Below are 18,027 nucleotides of genomic sequence, written 5' to 3'. Positions count from 1 at the left end.
CCGGGCTGCAAGAAGGAAGACGTTCAGATGGATCTGAACGACGGCTACCTGACCATTCAGGCAGTGCGCAGCCACAGCAACGACGAAAAGGATAAGAAGGGCCGCTATCTGCGGCGCGAATCCTTCTCCGGCATCTGCGCGCGCAGTTTCTACGTGGGCGATGTGAAGAAGGAAGACATCCACGCAAAGTTCGAGGATGGTGTCCTGCACATCGAGCTGCCTGCTCCTCAGCAGACGAAGGCTTTGCCTGAGAACCCGAACCTGATTGAGATCGAGTAAATGCCGACCGTGTGCGCCAAGGCACAACGCACATAAGATGCCCCCGGAGAGCCGCAACAAGCCCTCCGGGGGCATTTTTGTTTCGCTATCTTTTCCGCAAGGGAAAATCATGGTATACTGAGAACAGCAACTCGGAATTTATGGAGGTACTTCACTATGGAATACAAACGCTTTGGCGGTAAGCTCCTTGTCCGCATCGACAAAGATGAGGAGATCGGTGAAACAAATTTGATTTTAGGGGGACAAAGATGAGTGATGTAAAAGGAAAGACCGGCGCAGTCCTGAGGGAGACGGCAGTCCTGACCGGGGCGGTGGCGATCATTGCGGCGGGCGTTTTCTTTTTTCTGGTGCCGAGCCATACATCCGTCAGCAGCATTTCCGGCCTTGGCATCGTGCTGTCCAATTTTGTGCCGCTGCCCTTGTCGGTCATTACGATGATCCTGAACGTCGTGCTTCTCATCATCGGGTTCTTTACCTGCGGCAGAGAATTTGGCGCAAAGACCGTATACACCAGTGTGCTGCTGCCGGTGTTTCTGGGGCTGTTTGAAAAGCTGTTCCCGGAGTTCGGCTCGATGACCGGCAGTCAGGAGCTGGACGTGCTGTGCTATATTCTGGTGGTCAGCATCGGGCTGAGTATTTTGTTCAACCGCAATGCATCCTCCGGCGGGCTGGATATCGTGGCAAAGATCATGAACAAGTACCTGCACATGGAATTGGGAAAAGCCATGTCTCTGTCGGGAATGTGTGTGGCGCTTTCCGCGGCCCTGGTCTACGATAAAAAGACCGTGGTGCTGAGTATCCTCGGTACTTACTTCAACGGCATCGTGCTGGACCATTTCATCTTTGATAACAGCATCAAACGCCGCGTCTGCATCATCACCGAAAAAGAGGAGGCGCTGCGTCAGTTCATCCTCCATGACCTGCACAGCGGTGCGACCATGTACGAGGCCATCGGTGCATACAATCTGGAAAAACACAACGAGATCATTACCATCGTGGACAAGAGCGAATATCAGAAGCTGATGAACTTTATCAACCGGGAAGACCCCAAGGCTTTTGTTACCATTTACAATGTGTCCAGCATGCAGTATCAGCCCAAGATCTGATCGGCGGAGAGCTGCCGCAAAGGGCGGGCCTTTTGCGGCTTGCTCTTTGCCATAGCTGCGTGGTATACTCAAGTCCGGAAATATCAAAGCGCGTGGAGGTAAAAAGCATGCTGACCTATACCTATGTTTCCGAGGGCAAATTTGAACTGATGGAAAAACCAAAGCCGGTGCTGCAGCACGAGCGGGATGCCATTGTAAAGGTGACCCTTGCCAGCATCTGCTCCAGCGACCTGCACATCAAGCACGGCAGCGTGCCCCGGGCGGTGCCCGGCATCACCGTAGGGCACGAGATGGTGGGCATCGTGGAAGAAGTGGGCAGCGCGGTGACCAACGTAAAGCCCGGCGACCGGGTGACGGTGAATGTGGAAACCTTCTGCGGAGAGTGCTTTTTCTGCAAAAAAGGCTTTGTGAACAACTGCACCGATCAAAACGGCGGCTGGGCGCTGGGCTGCCGCATCGACGGCGGGCAGGCCGAATATGTCCGGGTGCCCTTTGCGGATCAAGGACTGAACAAGATCCCGGACGGCGTTACCGATCGGCAGGCGCTGCTGGTGGGCGATGTGCTGGCCACCGGCTTTTGGGCGGCACGCATCTCGGAAATCACCCCCGAGGATACCGTGCTGATCTTCGGTGCAGGGCCGACCGGCATCTGCACGCTGCTGTGCGTCATGCTGCACAGCCCCAAGCGCATCATCGTTTGTGAAAAGGACGCAAGCCGCCTGCAGTTCATCCGTCGGCACTACCCGCAGGTGCTCACCGTGCAGCCGGAGGACTGCGCCGCCTTTGTGCGTGCCCACAGCGACCACGGCGGGGCCGATGTGGTGCTGGAGGTGGCAGGGGCAGACTCCACCTTCCGGCTGGCGTGGGAGTGCGCAAGACCCAACGCCATCGTGACCGTGGTGGCGCTGTACGACAAGGCACAAACCCTGCCGCTGCCGGAGATGTACGGCAAAAACCTTACCTTCAAGACCGGCGGCGTGGACGGCTGCGATTGTGAAGAAACGCTGCGTCTCATCGCAGAAGGCAAGATCGATACCGAACCGCTCATCACCCACACCTACCCCCTGCGCCGGATCGCAGAGGGCTACGAGCTGTTTGAAAAGAAACGGGACGGCGTGATCAAGGTGGCAGTGGAGTGCTGACGGTCTGCGCCAAGGCACAACGCACATAAAGTGGCCCCGGAGAGCTGTAACAAGCCCTCCGGGGCCATTTTTGTTTCCCGACATCTTTTCCGCAGCGGCAAGGCGTGGTAGAATAATGGCAGAACCAATCCACAGGTGAGAAAATCGAACTTCAGAGAGAGGAGATGTTTCTATGCAGTCCGATGAACTGAAACGCCGGATCTCGGCAGGCAGAGGAGGTGCTTTGGCTGATCTGGTTTTGAAAAATGCCAGAATTGTCAATGTGTTTACCGATGAGATCGACACCGCTGATATTGCCATCAGCGGAAATTCGATCGTGGGCGTGGGCACGTATCATGGCCGGAAAGAAGTTGATCTGCACGGCAAATATGTCTGCCCGGGCCTGATCGATGGGCATATCCACATCGAAAGCTCCATGCTCTGTGGTCCGGCTTTCGAGCAGGCAGTGCTGCCCCACGGTACCACTGCGGTGGTCACAGACCCACACGAGATCTCGAACGTTGCGGGGCTGGAAGGCTTGGATTTTATGCTGGAAACGACAAAAAATCTGACCCTTTCGGTTTATTTCATGCTGCCCTCCTGTGTTCCGGCTACGGATCTGGATGAATCCGGTGCGGTGCTGAACGCAGAACAGCTGCGGCCTTACTACGGCGATCCCCGCGTGCTGGGGCTTGCGGAGCTGATGAATGCCTATGGAACGGTGCGCTGTGACCCGAAGATCCTGCAGAAGATCCGCGACTGCACCGAAGCGGGAAAGATCGTGGATGGCCATGCGCCGCTTTTGAGCGCTAAGGACCTGAATGCTTATATTGCGGCAGGCGTTCAGTCCGATCACGAGTGCTCCAACATCGAGGAAGCCATGGAAAAACTCCGGCGCGGACAATACATCATGGTCCGGGAAGGAACGGCTGCCAAAAATATGGAGGCCCTGATGCCGCTGTTCCGGGAGCCCTATTGCAGCCGCTGTATGCTGGTGACAGATGATAAGCACCCCGGTGACCTGCTGGACAGCGGACACATCGATTCCAACATCCGTAAAGCGATCCGGCTGGGCGCAGACCCAGCAGTGGCCGTCAAAATGGCAACGCTGGTCCCGGCACAGTATTTTGGGTTCAAGCAGCGCGGTGCCGTAGCACCGGGGTACCGGGCAGATCTGGTTGTGGTTTCTGATCTGGAATCCTTTATGGTCGAACAGGTTTACAAGAATGGCACGCTGGTGGCCGAGCACGGAAAAACGCTGAAACCCGCACCGCTTGACATCGACCGTGTGAGATTTTCCCACGTTATGGATTCCTTTAATCTGGATGAGATCACACTGCAGGACCTGGAACTTCGGGAAAGCGGGGAGCAGGAGCGTGTCATCTGCCTGAACCGGGGCGAGCTGCTTACGGAGGAAAAAATCATCCCGTTCCAACGGCATCCGGGCAAAGCTCCCGGTGTGGACCCGGAACACAACATCGTAAAACTGGCCGTTTTTGAGCGGCATCATCACTCCGGCCATGTGGGCGTTGGCTTTTTAGGAAACTTCAGCCTGAAATGCGGAGCCGTTGCATCGAGCATCGCACATGATTCCCATAACCTGATTGTGGCAGGGGACAACGATGCCGACATGATGTTGGCCGGCAACACTGTGCGGAAAAACAAAGGCGGACTTGCGTTTGTGGCAGATGGACAGGTTGTGGCAGAACTTGCGCTTCCGGTGGCCGGATTGATGAGCACCGAAAGCGCAGAGAGCGTTGCGGCGAAAATGCAGGCGCTGAACGATGCCCTCAAGGCACATGGTGTAGCGGAAGATATCGGCATCTTTATGACCCTCGCCTTCGTCAGCCTTCCGGTCATTCCAAAACTCAGACTGAATACATACGGCATCATCGATGTAGCGCAGCAGAAAGTCGTTCCGGCTGCTTTTTAATACGCGATAACAAAAATACTGCCGGAGATCGACCTGAATGGTCCGTCTCCGGCAACAGAACAGTTCGTTCCTACTCTTAGAAACGAGCCGCATCAAGAGAAAAATTGACGGAAATTCTTATTTGATAAATCGGAATTTGTGGAGGGGTGTGATTATATGAAAAACAATAGCCCACAAAAGCAGGCTGCCATTTCTTGGATCATTTTGATGATAGGAATATTGCTCGCAGTAATAGGAGCAATGACGGCAAAGGAGTACAGAGTAAACCTATGCCTGCTAATCGGTGCAATGGTTGCTGTTGGTGGTATTGTATATCATCTCACCATGATGAAATGTCCTTATTGCGGTTGCTCGCTTGTTGGTTATAGGCCGATCCCTAAAGAATGTCCAAAGTGTCATAAAAAATTTGAAGAATAAGTTCGCGTTTATCAAGGTGAACATTTAAGTATTAAAAACGGGAGTGAAACAAATGATGACCATTGCACAGATCATGGAAAAGATGATCGCCTTTTCCGAAGGGAATATCCATGACATCACGCACCTGAGCTGCGTGTGGACCTATGCCAAAACCATTGGTGAGCTGGAGGGGCTGGACGCAGACACGCAGTTTATTCTGGAGGTGGCGGCCATCACCCACGATATCGCCTGCCCGCTCTGCCGCAAAAAGTACGGCAACACCAATGGTAAATATCAGGAGCAGGAGGGTGCCCCGCTGGTGCGGGAGTTCTTGGCGGATACCGGCATGACAGCGGCACAGATCGACCGGGTGGCCTATCTGGTAGGGCACCACCATAGTCCGGCGCAGGTCAACGGCATTGACTATCAGATTCTGATTGAGGCAGATTATATCGTCAATGCGTCCGAAAGCGGGTACGACCAGCAGGCAATCCGAACCTTTATGGAACATACGATGAAGACGGCAGCAGGTATCCGGCTGACGAAAACAGTGTTTGGAGTGTAAAAATGATTGGGCTGCATTTTGTCAAGATAAAAAATCAAGATGCTGCTGCAAATTTAAAAATTGCCAGCTTTCGCTTCTTTTTGGATGATTTTTCGCATTTGAGTATCCAATGTGCTCGTTGCATTCGGATTGAAAAAGATGTTGACGTTGTAAGTTGTGTTTCTGACTCGCATGGTCAACAGTCCGTCAGCGGGGCGATGTTCGGTCAGAGTGATAGTTTTGCTCATTTGTGCTTCTCCTTTTACAATGTGTGTTCAGTTGCCTTTTGCTGGGGCTGTAATTTTTTCTGTCCAAGCGCTGCCTTGCTATCGTTCAACTTTTTCAGCACCGATTCCTTCTCCGGGATCTTGCCGTCCGGTGCGGAAAGCTGTTGCTTATTCAGCACCATGTCGATATACTTGCGGATATTTTTCAGGGCAGAGACGTCCGGTTGCAAGGCTTCCAGTTTGGTACGCAGTTCTGCGCTGCCAGATTGCAGCGCAGAAAATTCGGCATCCAATGCCGAAAAGTCCACCGCTGTGCTGCCGTTCAGCTTCATCAGAGTGCGGACAGCTTTGTTGAACGTGTCCAGTTCCTCCTTGTGCTGGGCGGCGTAAGCGTCCTTGGTCAGCTTGAAGTTCTTCTTCATAAAGGCATCATGGATGGGCTTCAGCTTGGCATTGACGGCGGCAGCGTCCTTGATCTGGGCGATTGCCCGCATACGGTTTTCGTTCTGCTTCAGCTGCCTGCGGAGAGGAGCAGCGGTCTGGTTTAAGCTGTCAATGGCTTGGTTCAAGTCCTCAGCTGTGTTCAGGAAATGGGCCTTCAAATAGTCCACCGCCCGTTTGACTTCCTCAAAGTCTCGGACAGTGCATTTCAGTTTTGCCTTGCCAGACCAATCGCTGCGCTGTTCGTTGCGGAGATTGAAGTAATCTACCAACAGATCGGACAGCGTGGGTTCTTTCGCCTTTTCCAGAGCGTCCAGAAGAAGCTGCTTCTTTTCGTTCAAGTCTGCGATCCAGTGTTGCAGACCACGAATTGCACTGCGGATGGACTGCATCAGGCTGTTGGCTGCACGAATGTCCCGGTTGAGATCTCCGAGAAATGTTTCGATTCCTCGTTTTTCCATCTGGTGTGCAGCAGGGCCGAGGTGGACGGTCGGTATCTGCTGGATGCCCTGCCGCTCAAAGGAGCGCAGGTCAACACGTTCCGGTCTGCCAGCAGCTTCCAGATAGCGGTTGGTGATAGTTTCCCAGCTATGCCGCCAGACCTCGGCGTACTTCTGGTCGTTCCAGTCCACTGTGTTTTCCTTGTGGCACTTCCAGTTGCCGGAGGGGAGCCGGATGCGCTCACCGTTCTCGTCAAGGTCGTAGACCTTTCTGGCTTTTGGAAGCCATTTGCCGTGTTCATCCATTGCCCGGAGCGTCAGCAGAATGTGGGCGTGTGGGTTGCCATCTCCCTTGTCGTGGATGGCAAAGTCAGCAATCATGCCCTTGAAAACAAACTGCTCGTTGCAAAATTCTTTTATCATGGAGAGATACTGTTTTTTCGGAACCTCCACCGGAAATGCCAGCACGATGCGCCGGGCAAGCTGGGAGTTCCACTGGTTCTCCACGGCTTCCACGGCGTTCCAGAGGGTTGCCCGGTCTGCAAATCCGGGCGGCGCATGGGACGGCAGCATGATCTCGGCGTGGACAAGCTCTTTCTTCTTGTTGTAGAATTTTGTTTTCTGGTCGTACTCGCTGAACAGCCGTTCGCCACTCTGGTAAGCGGCCCCGGCAACAGCGGACTGCCCTTGGCTGCGCTTAACGATGGTAATTTTGAAATGCGGACACGGAATAGGCATCACCTCCTGATGACATTTGAATCGTTCTCTTGTAAAAATCACGGAATTATGGTACTATTATTTTGGATAAGTAAGCAGAAAGCTGGTGAGCCAATGTCGGAAAGAAAATCACAACAGGAACTGGATTTTGAACGGAAACATGAAGAAGATTTGCAGCGGTTGCGTGGATTGCGGTTGATTGATGATGATTTCATGGCTGCGGTGTTTGAAGAACGTGCCTGTGCTGAGTTTCTTTTGCAGATCATCTTGAAACGGGATGATTTGACCGTCAAAGAGGTTCACGGCCAGTACAGCATCAAAAATCTGCAAGGGCGTTCAGTCCGATTGGATATTTTGGCAGTGGATCGGGAAAACCGTGCATATAATATTGAGGTGCAGCGCAGTGACCGTGGTGCTAGTGAAAAGCGCGCACGGTACAATAGCAGTCTGCTGGATGCAAACTTGACTGATGCGGGCGATGATTACGATGCGCTGAACGAAACATACGTTATCTTTATCACTGAAAATGACGTATTAAAGGCCGGCCTTCCAATTTATCATGTTGACCGTACAGTTCGGGAAACGGGAACGTTTTTCAACGATCAGGCTCACATCGTTTATGTGAACTCACAAATCAAGGACGAAACCGCATTAGGAAAACTGATGCACGACTTTTTCTGTACCAACTCGAAGGATATGAATTATTCCATTTTGGCACAGAGGGTTCGTTATTTCAAAGAAGACACGAAGGGAGTGGCAGCTATGTGCAGAGCTATGGAAAAGATGCGGGATGAAACCGAGCATGAAACATCGGTCAAACACGCATTGGCAATGTTGGCAGATGGTGTGCCTTGTGAAAAGGTGGCAAAGTACACCGACCTTTCAATTGAGGAAGTCCGGGCATTAGCTGAAAAGAAATCTGCCTAACAAAAAGATAAGCCGATTGGAAATGTTTCTGTTTCCAATCGGCTTTTTCTATGCGTGTTTTATGGTAGCGGGCAAAAGGACAGCTGCAAAGCAGCGCAAGGAAAATGCAGTTTTCCTTGGGATGGAATCGGGCTGGCGCATAAACGCCAGCTTCGATTTCATCGAGCCGTCTGCAAGACCGCAATTTCACACAAAGGGGTCCCCGGAAAAGCATCGAAGATGATTTTATGGGGAAGAGGAGGAACTGCGGAGTGAATGAGCATTTGTGCTTTTTGCACAGATGCGAACGATACGCAGCAAGTGACGACGAGGTGTATAATTGCGCCCTATTTCATAGGGGGTTCGGAACGTTGCTGCATTCGTGAACATCATGCACCATCTTTGCAAGTGCCAGCACGACTTCAGGTTGGCGGAACGAGATTTTCAGCAGTTCCATCACCTGATCATCGGTCAGTTCTCCCGGACAGACCAGAAAACTTTCCAGCATTCCGGCACGGGTACAAAGACGATGCACACGCTCTCTCCGGTTCAGCTCTGACATCTGACGTTCAAGGAACTTTTCCCGGTGCTGGAAAGAGCGCAGCTTCTGCTCTGCTTTGGATTTTTCGCTACGGAGGTAGGCAAGGTCGGTTTTCGGTTGGGTCACGGCATCAAACTCCTTTTTCAGTGATATTTATTTCGTAGGTTGTCATCATTACTTCGATCAATTCAGTAAGCTTTTTTTCCGAAACCTTATATGTATACTTACGTACTCCATCTCTTTCATTCAAATTACGATCCCGAATCCATGCGCTAAGTTTTTTTAAGTTGCACATAGTTTTGGAAATATCTGCCGTGCCAGGCTTCCGGAGCAGCTCTGTTAAATAGACCTTTAAACTATCAACAAGGTACAATCTTTTGTAATTGTCATTACCTTTGAACTTTTCCACAAACAAACTATATAATTCATCATCAAATACTGCCAAACGATGCACATAGTGATTTTCAAATTGGATTCGTGGACTTTCAAGATAAGCAATGTATTCTTTTCGAGAACGCGAATCGCTTACCTTATATTGTAACATCTCCAATTCATCATATACTCTTTTGGCCTCCGGAGAAAGTTCCTCTGGATTTTCTATAAATTTCCAACGTTCTGGCTCAACAATTTCACCAGATTCTATTTTTTCTCCACGCATGGAGAGTCCATCATATATTCTGTCGTAGTCAATGTGAGATGAAATAGTTACACCCATCTTTTTCAAATCCTTTATTCTTTGAATGAGGTTTATCAATTCATCTCCTGATAGATCTCCTTTATACGCCAATTCAAGTGTCAGTGGGAGAAATTTATTTATTTTGTCCTGCGTCATCGACCAAAAGTCTGACTGAACAAAATAGTATTCATCTTTAATCGGAATTTTTCTGTACGGTGCGCAAAGATTGATTTTTACAGTCTCCTCATCCCATTCGCCCGATACTATCCATTTTTCTAGTATTGCAAAACTTCTATATCTTGAAAGTCGTTTATATTTATCCGATGTGCGTTCAGGTTGAATATCAACACCCTTATACGCACGTTCATTCGATTTGAATTCAACCAGTCCATACCGGTCAAGTTCACACTTTGCCAATTTATATTCAAACATTACTGCTCCGAAATTATAAAAGACCTGATCAATATCCTTTAACGGAAGATCTAACTCTATCCATAATTTGTAAACTCGTTCGAAATCTGTAAGCCAAATTTTAAGTGTTCTTAGATTATCCGACTTACTCTCGCCAAATATTTCTTTAATAGTATCCTGATGCTTTTCAAGAAAGGCACAATATCCAACGACAGTCTCTTTATAATCTCGAACAATACATTGAATAATCTCCGAATAATTTGCTGCTATTTTTATGGTATGTGAAATTACTTTTTCTTTAAATTCTTTATAAGCTTCTTCGTCAATGTGATTTTCATCCGCGATTAAAATTGTTTTTATTTTTTTGTTTTCACAATAATTATTAATTGTGCCTAGCAATATTGTCTTATCCTGCTTTGAACGCTCAAAATCATCAAAAACTAGGACAAGTGTTTTTGAAACCATTGTCTTTCCGTTTTTAGAGAAGCACAGTAGTTCTGATTTTATATCAAAAAAGTCATATAGATTAATTGAAAGAGCCGCATTGATTCCCCTAAATCCCTGCCAAACATCGCTTAGCTCACTCGATAGTTTCTTTGCGTTTTTTATCAAAGCCGACACCTTACTAGAAGAATCATTTTCTGATTTATTTATGGTTCTAACGTATAGGATAGCTTCTTTTACTTTTTTATCAAGTTCTTCAATGCTCTGCACTCCAAACAATGAAACAATCGCTACAGCATATTGGTCTTCTCCATTTAGACTATCCGCCAGTTGATGCATAATATATGATTTGCCGCATCCCCATTTTCCGGTTAAAAGAAGTGCTCCACATGTCTCTTTTAATTCAATATAGCTTTTTATTTCTGATGTTACATTCATAACACAACCTCACCTGCTAGTTATATAAGTATTCCTTCATCTGTAACTCTTGCATTTCCGTCTATAACCAACATAGGCCGAACAAACGGTGACTTGTGATTTTTCATAACGGATCTAGTGTTACTAACGAGTTTGTCATAATTGCTTTGAGATTCATAGAGTTCTCTCATAGGAAAGCGCAGCGGTATATATCGTGGAATCAACAGCTTTAAGAAATTTTCAATAGGAATTGCGTAGGCAATATCTCTAATATTGCCAATTTGAAGTTTTACAGGTGTTAGATCTTCAACGATTTCCTTTGAGGTATCAGAATTGATACCCATTGCAAATTTGTTTTCTCTTAATTCACAAAATGCCATTCGAAGCTCATTCTGATATGAATATTTTTCATGTTTTTCAAACAGCGGATTCGTTTCTCTGGTTTCTCTAAAATTGTAAAATTTGACGCGATCCATCATTGAAACTACAGAATCGTATTTCTTAAATAATGCCTTTCCAAAACGTTCGATAAATTCGTTATAGTCAGCTATGATGACAGCTGTATCTCCGAATTCGCACATCTTAGGATTTGGCTTTAGAAAAAAATTTGTAGACGGATCATATTCCATACAATACAAACTAAAAATCTTAAAATATTTTATATCAGTATCATCGATATACCAAATCTGCTTTATATATTTCTTTACGTTTTCATCGAAGCTATCATAAATTGGACACTCTTCCACTTCGCCAAAGATGCCAGACATTCCCTCACAGAGATCTCCACGAAAGCTATTATTCAATTGTTTGTCCTCTTTTTTTAAATTCCATGCGCCAAATTCATACAGTGGCCGCATAAACACTTCTCCATCTAAAAGTTTTTCGGCCCACTCTCGGTCTGTTACCTTTACCGGGATGAATTTCTTTTCTGCCATCTTAGCACCCTCTTTATGTATTTTCTTAATTATAGTCGAACATTATCGATTTATCAATAAAAAAGCCTCGGTCTATCATTTTTACAGACCGAGGCTTCATTTATGCACTTATCTGGTTTTAGATTAACATCAAATACCCCTGCACGATCGCCGCAGGCAGCAGGAATTTCTTTTCTACGCTGCCAAAGCGTACCGTGACCATATCGGGCTGGATGGCTGCTACCGTGCCAACGCCAAACGCCTTATGCTTGACCTTGACACCAACCTTGATTTTGGAAACATCCACCTTGGCAGGCGGTTTTGGCTGAGCGGCTGGCTGGCTGTTCAGACCAAAGCTCGGCTTTACAGCTCCAATGCTGCCACTCGAACTCACCGGGCGGGGTGTAAAGTTGCCGGGGGTACCGGAAACCGGGCAAGGTGTATAGCTGTTGCTCGGTTTGTGGATTTTGCTGCCGGAAGCCTGCGTGTTTTGCGCCGTGTTGGTTTTGGGCGTAAAACCGCCATAGCTGATGATGGGCTTTGCGGGCTGTGGCGCAGGCTTCTTTGCAGGAGCCGGTTTCGGCTCGTCCTCGTCCGGGGTGAAATAGGGCTTTGCGGGCAGGTCATCCGGAGCGGGCGCAGGGGCTTCCATAGATGCCTGCTGCAAGGTAAACATCTTGTTGTAGTCGGCATCCGAGAGCACCGTATCCCAGCCGCCACGATCCTCGCCATCGTGACGATTAATGCCGGTGTAGCTCAAACTGGCATCTTCGTACCGCTTGAATTTGTACACAGCATCGTTCATCAGGGAATCGTTGAATACACCCAGCGATACCAGCAACTCAAAGTCCTTCACCGACAGACCGGTGACCTTCTTGAACAAGCCCGGCTCCAACTGGGTGATCACATCCTTCAGGCAGCGCTCCCGGTAGTCCGTCAGATACATGAACACCGGAATGCGGGTGGCGAACTTGATGAGTTTTTCCTGAATCTGCTTGCGCTTGGACTTGTACTCTTTTTCCTCGTCCGAAAGCTCCTTCTTCTGCTTCGGGGTAAGGTCTTTGGTGCCTTCCTTCTTCGCCTTTTTCACCTTTTCGGACTTTGCGATGATGGTTTCGATGTCCGAGTTCAGGCTGCGGAAGCCTTCGATCTTCATCAGAGCATCCATGGCCTCCTTGTTGGCAATGAGGCGGGAGAGGGTCTCATTGTCCACGTTCACCAGAAGTACGCTTTCCCAGCGCTTTGCCAGCAGGGTGGCAGAGGTGCCAGCCATAGCAATGTCGAGAATATCCCCGGCGTTGATCTGCCGCATGGAACTGCCATCATGAGGAAACCGGGAAAATTCTGCTTATCCAGCAGTACGGCAAGCCCTCTTATATTCTGGTGGCTGGATATGTGAACCGCGGTGAGGCAGAAGAACACGCCGTGGTGCGGGAAGTCCGGGAAGAAACCGGGTTGGAAGTAGAGCACCTCCGGTTCAACCGTACCAAGTTTTTTGAGCCGTCCAACACGCTGATGTGCAACTTTACGGCTTTCGTCAGAACCGCAAAGGCGCTGCATATCAACCACGAAGTGGACCGCTGCAAGTGGTTCACCCCGCAGGAAGCCAGAGAAAACATCCGTCCCAACAGCCTTGCAGCGGAATTTTTGAATGCGTATCTGGACGAAGTGGGGAATAAGCCGATGGAGATGTGATTCGTGACGGAACCACGAGAATTTTGACGGGGAGTATGGAAAAAAGTTGGTTCGGCCTGTTTCGGTTGACTTTTTTATAAAGAATCGGTATATTGATACTATGTAGTATCAATAAGTATCAACTGCGAGGTGGACAGAATGGATGGGGCACAGTTTGCCAAAATGCTTTCAGATAAGCATTTGTTTGAACTCAATCGGATGGAATACAAGTACTCGACTGTCAGCGTCAAAGAATTTGCCGAATTGCTGCGGCAAAACTTTGCGCAGCCTCTGCCGTTGACTGATTTTTCTGGAAATAAGCTGTTTTACCTGCCGAACCTCGCGCAAATTTCAACAAATGGTATGAAGCAGTTGCTCTCTGTCCCTGTCAGTGGACAAAACTTCGGTTTGTCGGCGATGACCGAGGAAATTTATGCTACTTTTCAAATTGAAAGTATCCGCTCGACCCGCAGCAGTATCCGTTATATCCTCGATGGTTATGCCCCTCGTGATGAACAAGAAGCCCGCATCTATGGTATGAAGCGCGGACTGGAGTTTATCGCGAATCGTCAGAATACGATCACCGAGGAGAATCTGCATTACCTATATCAGATCAGCACAGGGGATTATCTCCCGGATGAAGATCGATTACTGCCAAACCACTTTTATCGGCATGGCGAGGTTTTTGTTGTGGGCGGTGAAGAACCCAGACCGGGACTTCCGGCAGAGCGGCTTCCCGGTGCCATGAAATGTCTTGTCGATTTTGCGAATGCCAATGACGGCATCAATGAGCTGCATAAGGCTGCCATTCTGCACTTTGCTTTTGCATACTACCACCCCTATTTTGACGGGAATGGACGCACTGCACGGCTATTCCACCTCTGGTATCTTGTTCAGCAGGGCTATCCTGCGGCACTGTTCACGCCGTTTTCCCGATACATCGCTGAAAACAGGGACGCATATTACAAAGCCTACGAACGCGTGGAGAGAAATGCTCTGATTTCCGGCTATACGGATGTGACTCCCTTTCTGTTCTACTTCTGCAATGAGGTCTATAACCGCCTGCAGGTGGATGCAGTCCCGTCGAAAACTGATCTTGAGGTATATCAAACTGCTCTTACGGAAGGAAAAATCACAGAAAAAGAACGGCTGCTCTGGGAGTATGTTCTGTCTGCTTATGGTGCAGAGGAGTTTACCACAAAGCAGCTGGAAAAGGATTTCCGAAACGCTGCGTATGCAACCATTCGGACGTTTGTGATGAAATTCCATGAGATGGGGCTGCTTACTGCAAGAAAAGCAGGAAACAGGGTGTTCTATCGTGTCGGTGGTACTTCTGACGGTCGGCCATTATAATGAATCCAAAAGGGGAACGTTATGAAAACGATTCGTGTTGTGGCCGCTGTGATCTGCGACTCCATGCAGGAAAAGCGCAAAATCTACGCCACTGCCCGCGGGTATGGCGACTATAAAGGCCAGTGGGAGTTTCCGGGCGGCAAAATCGAGCCGGGCGAAACCCCGCAGCAGGCTCTGAAGCGGGAAATCGAAGAAGAACTGGACACGGAAATCACCGTGGGGGATTTAATTGGGACAATCGAGTACGATTATCCGGCGTTTCATCTTTCCATGGACTGCTTCTGGTGTGAAGTGGTTTCCGGCGGATCGGACCATTTTGGATGTTATCAGAAGCTCAATGGTAAAGAAAAAGTGACTCACTTGAATTTTGCAGCATAATCTGACCATGGAACCGCACGAATAAAAACAATGCCCTCATAGTTGAGAGGATTCGTAAATCTTCTTGGCTATGAGGGCGTTTCATTCCACGGGGATTTTTATGTTACCGAACAATTGGAGATATCTCAGAGGGGACATCTACTATGCAGACATGGAGCCGCATATCGGCTCGGAACAGGGCGGGAAACGCCCTGTGGTAGTTCTGCAGAACAACATTGGAAACCGTCATTCGCCTACATTGATCGTTGCAACTGTTACCACCCGGACGGAAAAGAAGAAAAAACAGCCCACCCATGTGCTGGTGGATTCTAACCCGGCCTTTGAAGAACCGTCCATGATTCTTCTGGAGCAGATCTTCACGATCGATAAATCCCGCATCGAACGCTTTATGGGCTATGCCAGCAAGGCTGAAATGCTCCGCATTGATATGGCTTTGCTGGTCAGTCTGGCTCTGAACGTTCTGAGCGGAAACCGCAGCGAATAGCGGACAACCAGTAACCCGTAAAAATGAGGTGATAGTGATGTAATCGGAGGTGAGTGAGCCATGCGAAAGAGTGCCCCCATTGAAGTGGTGGTACATTACCCCAAAACGAAAGAGGGATGGGACGAACTCGGAAAACGGGTCGCAACCGCCCACGCCAACTATGTGATCGAAAAAATCGACCGTCTGAACTGCCCCACATGGCAGAAGCTCGAATTGCTGCAGGCGGTGATCGATACTACCAAAGGAACCTACAAACCCAAAGAACACCAAAAGCCCGGCTGGCAGCCGAGCCGATAAACAAAGCCCCACGCTCAACATATGCTTTTCTGCTCTGACCAGAGACGGTCAGATTCAGAGGCAGTGTTGAGCGTGGGGCTTTTTGTGTTACATAAGTTTTTGGAATTTTGCTGACAAAAAAATCATTGATTGTTGGCGGCCAATATGGTATCCTATGACACTGCATAACACGCAAAACAGTTCCGCTTTTTGCTGAAAGAGCGTATCGAAACCGTCCTGATGGAGCAGCAGAAAAAGCTTTTTGAAAAGTAAAAGCTCTTGCGTCCCGTGAAAAAAGAAGGTAATATAAATACAGAGCAAGACACAGAACGCAGGGAGGGATGAAAATCATGTTTTACGAGATCATGCACCGGGAAAGCTGTGTGGCACAACTCAGCACGACAGGGGAATGCAGGGTCTGCCTCGAGGATTTCATGCCCTATGATCTGGTTCTGGTGGAATCGGATGATTTTGACGAGCGCATCAATAATGTAACGAACTTTTACTATTGGTGCGCCTCCCGGATGTTGACGTTGGATCGCACCTACGCCAAGGAAATCCTGAACAGTATCGGTGCATCTCAGAGTGTTACGGACAGGGAACGAGCACAGATTGCATTATCCTACCATTGTCTGTCTTTGCTGGATGTGTTCTGGGTGAAAGAAGAAAACGAGAAGATTCGATTCGAGGATATCAACCTTTTTGCACACTCCTTAAGCAATGCGCTTGTGGATATTGCGCTGCGGGGGCACCAAATGACGGTGACAAACGCCCATCTTCTGGCAAATGACCTGTCTACGGGCGGCTTGTACCCCAAGGCGTGGGTGCGAAAAGAGGATGGCTTCTATCTTTACAAGGATGGTGGCAGGGAAGCGGTGGAACGTGAAGTGCTGGCAAGCAAAATCTGCCGGTGCTTTGACTGCCATCAGGTACTGTATGAGCAGGGAATGTTTGAAAATGAGCCGGTTTCTATCAGCAAAATCATGACATCTCAGCGATACAGTCTTGTGACCTATGCAGCCTATGACGTCTACTGCACGAACCATGATTGGAACACGCTGGATAAGATCTTAGAGTTGGATGCTCCCGGCTACTATATGATGAACATTCTGGATTATCTGGTGGGCAATACCGACCGTCATTGGGAAAATTGGGGTCTGCTGGTAGACAACGAAACCAATCAGCCCATCCGTCTGCATGACCTGATGGACTTCAACCGGGCGTTTCAGCAGTACGACACGCCAGAAGGCGCAAACTGTCTGACCGTGGGAAAACGCCATCTGAGCCAAAAAGATGCTGCAGTGGAAGCGGTGCGGAACATCGGACTGAACCAAGTCCGTCAGGTGGAGCACACCGTATTCTCCGAGCATCCGGCATGGAAAGCAATGTTTGAAGAACGACTGCGTGTTTTACGGAACGCCATGTAAGTCAGAGCGAATATCAGAATAATTGAAACAGAATGATTCCATAACGAAAGCCCGTCTGCGCTGCCACATATCGTGGCTTGCAGACGAGCTTTTTCGTTTGACCGGAGAAAAATTACCATACCTCACATACGAAGCATAGATGGAAAATCGGAACCAAGGTTTTCCACCAGATGGCAAAAGCACTTCTGACTGATGGTCTTTTGCCCGCTTTCCCAGCAGCGGATGCTTGTCCGGCTGACCTTTGCGTGGTCGGCAAGCTGCTGACGGTTCCAGCCTTTTGCCTCCCGGTATCTGCGGAGGAAGGCTCCTCCGCCCCGGTGCAGAAACAGGGTGTAGTCGTCCAGAATATCCTCCACCGGGATGCCGTAAAGGGCGGCGAGCTTGTCCGCAAGTTCGGGCGTGAAGCTGCGGTGAAATGCGCCGCTTTCCAGATCCCGATAGAGCCATTCCTCCATGCCCACCATGGCAGCAACCTCTTTTTGCAGCAGGTCAAGACCATAGCGGCACCAACGCAGACGGTCCCAGGGGTCCGGGATGCCGGCGTAAGAATGGTACATACGGTAGAACGCCTGCGCCTCTACGGTAGTGCGGGGGCCTGCCAAAGTTACCTGCAAGATGTATAGAGGGGTTAGACCACAACCCTCACATGATACCTTTTGAAGTAGAAAAAGGTGACCGCTTTCCTGAGCCCAGAAAACCCATTTTGACGCATTTGCGCTGCTTTGAAAAATGAGTGGGTTCTCTTTTCCATCTGAAAGTGCGCTGGGGAGAGGATAGCATTTTCAATGCACCGGCTGGCGTAGGTGGAAAAGCGTGCCCGACGGTCAGAGTCGAAAGTATCCACCGCTTTCATCAGGCCGATGGTGCCGATGGAAATAAGGTCGTCCTGATCGCCGGGCAGGGCGTAGTATTTTTTTACGAT

At 49.1% G+C, this 18,027-nt stretch carries 21 protein-coding genes; 13 read left to right on the top strand and 8 right to left on the bottom strand.

Annotated features, from left to right (window positions below; genetic code table 11):
* The 6 genes from WMO17_RS12455 to WMO17_RS12430 all read left to right on the top strand — a co-directional run.
* Nucleotides 1-279, top strand: a 279-nt coding sequence (locus WMO17_RS12455) for an Hsp20/alpha crystallin family protein (RefSeq protein ID WP_349138256.1), incomplete at its 5' end; no start/stop codon positions are given.
* Between the two features lie 248 nt (nucleotides 280-527).
* Nucleotides 528-1,385, top strand: coding sequence for a YitT family protein (locus tag WMO17_RS12450; protein WP_005946315.1), 858 nt, complete (start codon nucleotides 528-530; stop codon nucleotides 1,383-1,385).
* Nucleotides 1,386-1,492: 107 nt separating this feature from the next.
* On the top strand, nucleotides 1,493-2,527 hold the full coding sequence (locus WMO17_RS12445; RefSeq protein ID WP_349138255.1) for an alcohol dehydrogenase: 1,035 nt from the start codon (nucleotides 1,493-1,495) through the stop codon (nucleotides 2,525-2,527).
* A 172-nt stretch (nucleotides 2,528-2,699) separates the two neighbouring features.
* A complete protein-coding gene (gene ade, locus WMO17_RS12440; RefSeq protein WP_349138254.1) occupies nucleotides 2,700-4,439 on the top strand; it encodes an adenine deaminase in 1,740 nt (579 codons plus the stop codon).
* Between the two features lie 156 nt (nucleotides 4,440-4,595).
* Nucleotides 4,596-4,856, top strand: a complete 261-nt coding sequence (locus WMO17_RS12435) for a hypothetical protein (RefSeq protein ID WP_097774716.1) — start codon at nucleotides 4,596-4,598, stop codon at nucleotides 4,854-4,856.
* 52 nt (nucleotides 4,857-4,908) lie between these two features.
* Complete coding sequence (locus WMO17_RS12430; RefSeq protein WP_097774717.1) at nucleotides 4,909-5,400, top strand: HD domain-containing protein; 492 nt, start codon at nucleotides 4,909-4,911, stop codon at nucleotides 5,398-5,400.
* Nucleotides 5,401-5,453: 53 nt separating this feature from the next.
* On the opposite strand, the gene WMO17_RS12425 is transcribed toward WMO17_RS12430, so the two are convergent.
* Both WMO17_RS12425 and mobQ read right to left on the bottom strand, forming a co-directional pair.
* Nucleotides 5,454-5,627 (bottom strand): hypothetical protein, encoded by a 174-nt coding sequence (locus WMO17_RS12425; protein WP_294649065.1) that lies wholly within the window; start codon nucleotides 5,625-5,627, stop codon nucleotides 5,454-5,456.
* Between the two features lie 14 nt (nucleotides 5,628-5,641).
* Complete coding sequence (gene mobQ, locus WMO17_RS12420; protein WP_412375946.1) at nucleotides 5,642-7,219, bottom strand: MobQ family relaxase; 1,578 nt, start codon at nucleotides 7,217-7,219, stop codon at nucleotides 5,642-5,644.
* A 99-nt stretch (nucleotides 7,220-7,318) separates the two neighbouring features.
* Between mobQ and WMO17_RS12415 the strand changes: the two genes are divergently transcribed.
* On the top strand, nucleotides 7,319-8,131 hold the full coding sequence (locus WMO17_RS12415) for a PD-(D/E)XK nuclease family transposase (protein ID WP_158388373.1): 813 nt from the start codon (nucleotides 7,319-7,321) through the stop codon (nucleotides 8,129-8,131).
* A gap of 331 nt (nucleotides 8,132-8,462) precedes the next feature.
* On the opposite strand, the gene WMO17_RS12410 is transcribed toward WMO17_RS12415, so the two are convergent.
* The 4 genes from WMO17_RS12410 to WMO17_RS12395 all read right to left on the bottom strand — a co-directional run bounded on the left by WMO17_RS12410 (nucleotide 8,463) and on the right by WMO17_RS12395 (nucleotide 12,825).
* The gene (locus WMO17_RS12410) at nucleotides 8,463-8,777 is read right to left on the bottom strand and encodes a DUF3847 domain-containing protein (RefSeq protein ID WP_349138252.1); all 315 of its coding nucleotides are present in this window, start codon (nucleotides 8,775-8,777) and stop codon (nucleotides 8,463-8,465) included.
* Nucleotides 8,778-8,781: 4 nt separating this feature from the next.
* Nucleotides 8,782-10,620, bottom strand: a complete 1,839-nt coding sequence (locus tag WMO17_RS12405; protein ID WP_294648200.1) for a P-loop NTPase fold protein — start codon at nucleotides 10,618-10,620, stop codon at nucleotides 8,782-8,784.
* A 20-nt stretch (nucleotides 10,621-10,640) separates the two neighbouring features.
* On the bottom strand, nucleotides 10,641-11,534 hold the full coding sequence (locus WMO17_RS12400; RefSeq protein WP_097801779.1) for a hypothetical protein: 894 nt from the start codon (nucleotides 11,532-11,534) through the stop codon (nucleotides 10,641-10,643).
* A 118-nt stretch (nucleotides 11,535-11,652) separates the two neighbouring features.
* Nucleotides 11,653-12,825 carry a hypothetical protein gene (locus WMO17_RS12395; protein ID WP_349138251.1) on the bottom strand — a complete coding sequence of 391 codons (1,173 nt, stop codon included), beginning with the start codon at nucleotides 12,823-12,825 and terminating at the stop codon, nucleotides 11,653-11,655.
* A gap of 71 nt (nucleotides 12,826-12,896) precedes the next feature.
* On the opposite strand from WMO17_RS12395, the gene WMO17_RS12390 reads away from it, so the two are divergent.
* The 6 genes from WMO17_RS12390 to WMO17_RS12365 all read left to right on the top strand — a co-directional run bounded on the left by WMO17_RS12390 (nucleotide 12,897) and on the right by WMO17_RS12365 (nucleotide 17,105).
* A complete protein-coding gene (locus tag WMO17_RS12390) occupies nucleotides 12,897-13,208 on the top strand; it encodes an NUDIX domain-containing protein (protein ID WP_349138250.1) in 312 nt (103 codons plus the stop codon).
* Nucleotides 13,209-13,346: 138 nt separating this feature from the next.
* Entirely contained in the window at nucleotides 13,347-14,540 is a 1,194-nt protein-coding gene (locus WMO17_RS12385) for a Fic family protein (RefSeq protein ID WP_349138248.1), read from the top strand.
* A 21-nt stretch (nucleotides 14,541-14,561) separates the two neighbouring features.
* Nucleotides 14,562-14,918: a (deoxy)nucleoside triphosphate pyrophosphohydrolase gene (locus WMO17_RS12380; RefSeq protein ID WP_349138247.1), complete on the top strand. Its 357-nt coding sequence runs from the start codon at nucleotides 14,562-14,564 to the stop codon at nucleotides 14,916-14,918.
* A gap of 100 nt (nucleotides 14,919-15,018) precedes the next feature.
* The gene (locus tag WMO17_RS12375) at nucleotides 15,019-15,402 is read left to right on the top strand and encodes a type II toxin-antitoxin system PemK/MazF family toxin (RefSeq protein ID WP_217210187.1); all 384 of its coding nucleotides are present in this window, start codon (nucleotides 15,019-15,021) and stop codon (nucleotides 15,400-15,402) included.
* A 60-nt stretch (nucleotides 15,403-15,462) separates the two neighbouring features.
* A complete protein-coding gene (locus WMO17_RS12370; RefSeq protein ID WP_005922522.1) occupies nucleotides 15,463-15,699 on the top strand; it encodes a hypothetical protein in 237 nt (78 codons plus the stop codon).
* Between the two features lie 320 nt (nucleotides 15,700-16,019).
* A complete protein-coding gene (locus tag WMO17_RS12365) occupies nucleotides 16,020-17,105 on the top strand; it encodes a hypothetical protein (protein ID WP_349138246.1) in 1,086 nt (361 codons plus the stop codon).
* A gap of 122 nt (nucleotides 17,106-17,227) precedes the next feature.
* On the opposite strand, the gene WMO17_RS12360 is transcribed toward WMO17_RS12365, so the two are convergent.
* The gene (locus tag WMO17_RS12360) at nucleotides 17,228-17,662 is read right to left on the bottom strand and encodes a helix-turn-helix domain-containing protein (protein ID WP_097774722.1); all 435 of its coding nucleotides are present in this window, start codon (nucleotides 17,660-17,662) and stop codon (nucleotides 17,228-17,230) included.
* 71 nt (nucleotides 17,663-17,733) lie between these two features.
* A partial coding sequence (locus WMO17_RS12355; RefSeq protein ID WP_349138245.1) for a sigma factor occupies nucleotides 17,734-18,027 on the bottom strand: 294 nt, incomplete at its 5' end.

The organism is Faecalibacterium faecis, from assembly GCF_040096475.1.
Classification (GTDB): Bacteria; Bacillota; Clostridia; order Oscillospirales; family Ruminococcaceae; genus Faecalibacterium; species Faecalibacterium taiwanense.
This window is presented reverse-complemented; position numbering and strand designations above follow the sequence as displayed.

Coding starts and splice junctions, on each gene's coding strand:
- WMO17_RS12360 (WP_097774722.1), bottom strand. CDS start 17,662: ATGTACCATTCTTACGCCGGCATCCCGGACCCCTGGGACCGTCTGCGT.
- WMO17_RS12380 (WP_349138247.1), top strand. CDS start 14,562: ATGAAAACGATTCGTGTTGTGGCCGCTGTGATCTGCGACTCCATGCAG.
- WMO17_RS12435 (WP_097774716.1), top strand. CDS start 4,596: ATGAAAAACAATAGCCCACAAAAGCAGGCTGCCATTTCTTGGATCATT.
- WMO17_RS12430 (WP_097774717.1), top strand. CDS start 4,909: ATGATGACCATTGCACAGATCATGGAAAAGATGATCGCCTTTTCCGAA.
- WMO17_RS12415 (WP_158388373.1), top strand. CDS start 7,319: ATGTCGGAAAGAAAATCACAACAGGAACTGGATTTTGAACGGAAACAT.
- WMO17_RS12395 (WP_349138251.1), bottom strand. CDS start 12,825: ATGCGGCAGATCAACGCCGGGGATATTCTCGACATTGCTATGGCTGGC.
- WMO17_RS12405 (WP_294648200.1), bottom strand. CDS start 10,620: ATGAATGTAACATCAGAAATAAAAAGCTATATTGAATTAAAAGAGACA.
- WMO17_RS12445 (WP_349138255.1), top strand. CDS start 1,493: ATGCTGACCTATACCTATGTTTCCGAGGGCAAATTTGAACTGATGGAA.
- WMO17_RS12365 (WP_349138246.1), top strand. CDS start 16,020: ATGAAAATCATGTTTTACGAGATCATGCACCGGGAAAGCTGTGTGGCA.
- ade (WP_349138254.1), top strand. CDS start 2,700: ATGCAGTCCGATGAACTGAAACGCCGGATCTCGGCAGGCAGAGGAGGT.
- WMO17_RS12425 (WP_294649065.1), bottom strand. CDS start 5,627: ATGAGCAAAACTATCACTCTGACCGAACATCGCCCCGCTGACGGACTG.
- WMO17_RS12375 (WP_217210187.1), top strand. CDS start 15,019: ATGTTACCGAACAATTGGAGATATCTCAGAGGGGACATCTACTATGCA.
- WMO17_RS12370 (WP_005922522.1), top strand. CDS start 15,463: ATGCGAAAGAGTGCCCCCATTGAAGTGGTGGTACATTACCCCAAAACG.
- WMO17_RS12400 (WP_097801779.1), bottom strand. CDS start 11,534: ATGGCAGAAAAGAAATTCATCCCGGTAAAGGTAACAGACCGAGAGTGG.
- WMO17_RS12385 (WP_349138248.1), top strand. CDS start 13,347: ATGGATGGGGCACAGTTTGCCAAAATGCTTTCAGATAAGCATTTGTTT.
- WMO17_RS12450 (WP_005946315.1), top strand. CDS start 528: ATGAGTGATGTAAAAGGAAAGACCGGCGCAGTCCTGAGGGAGACGGCA.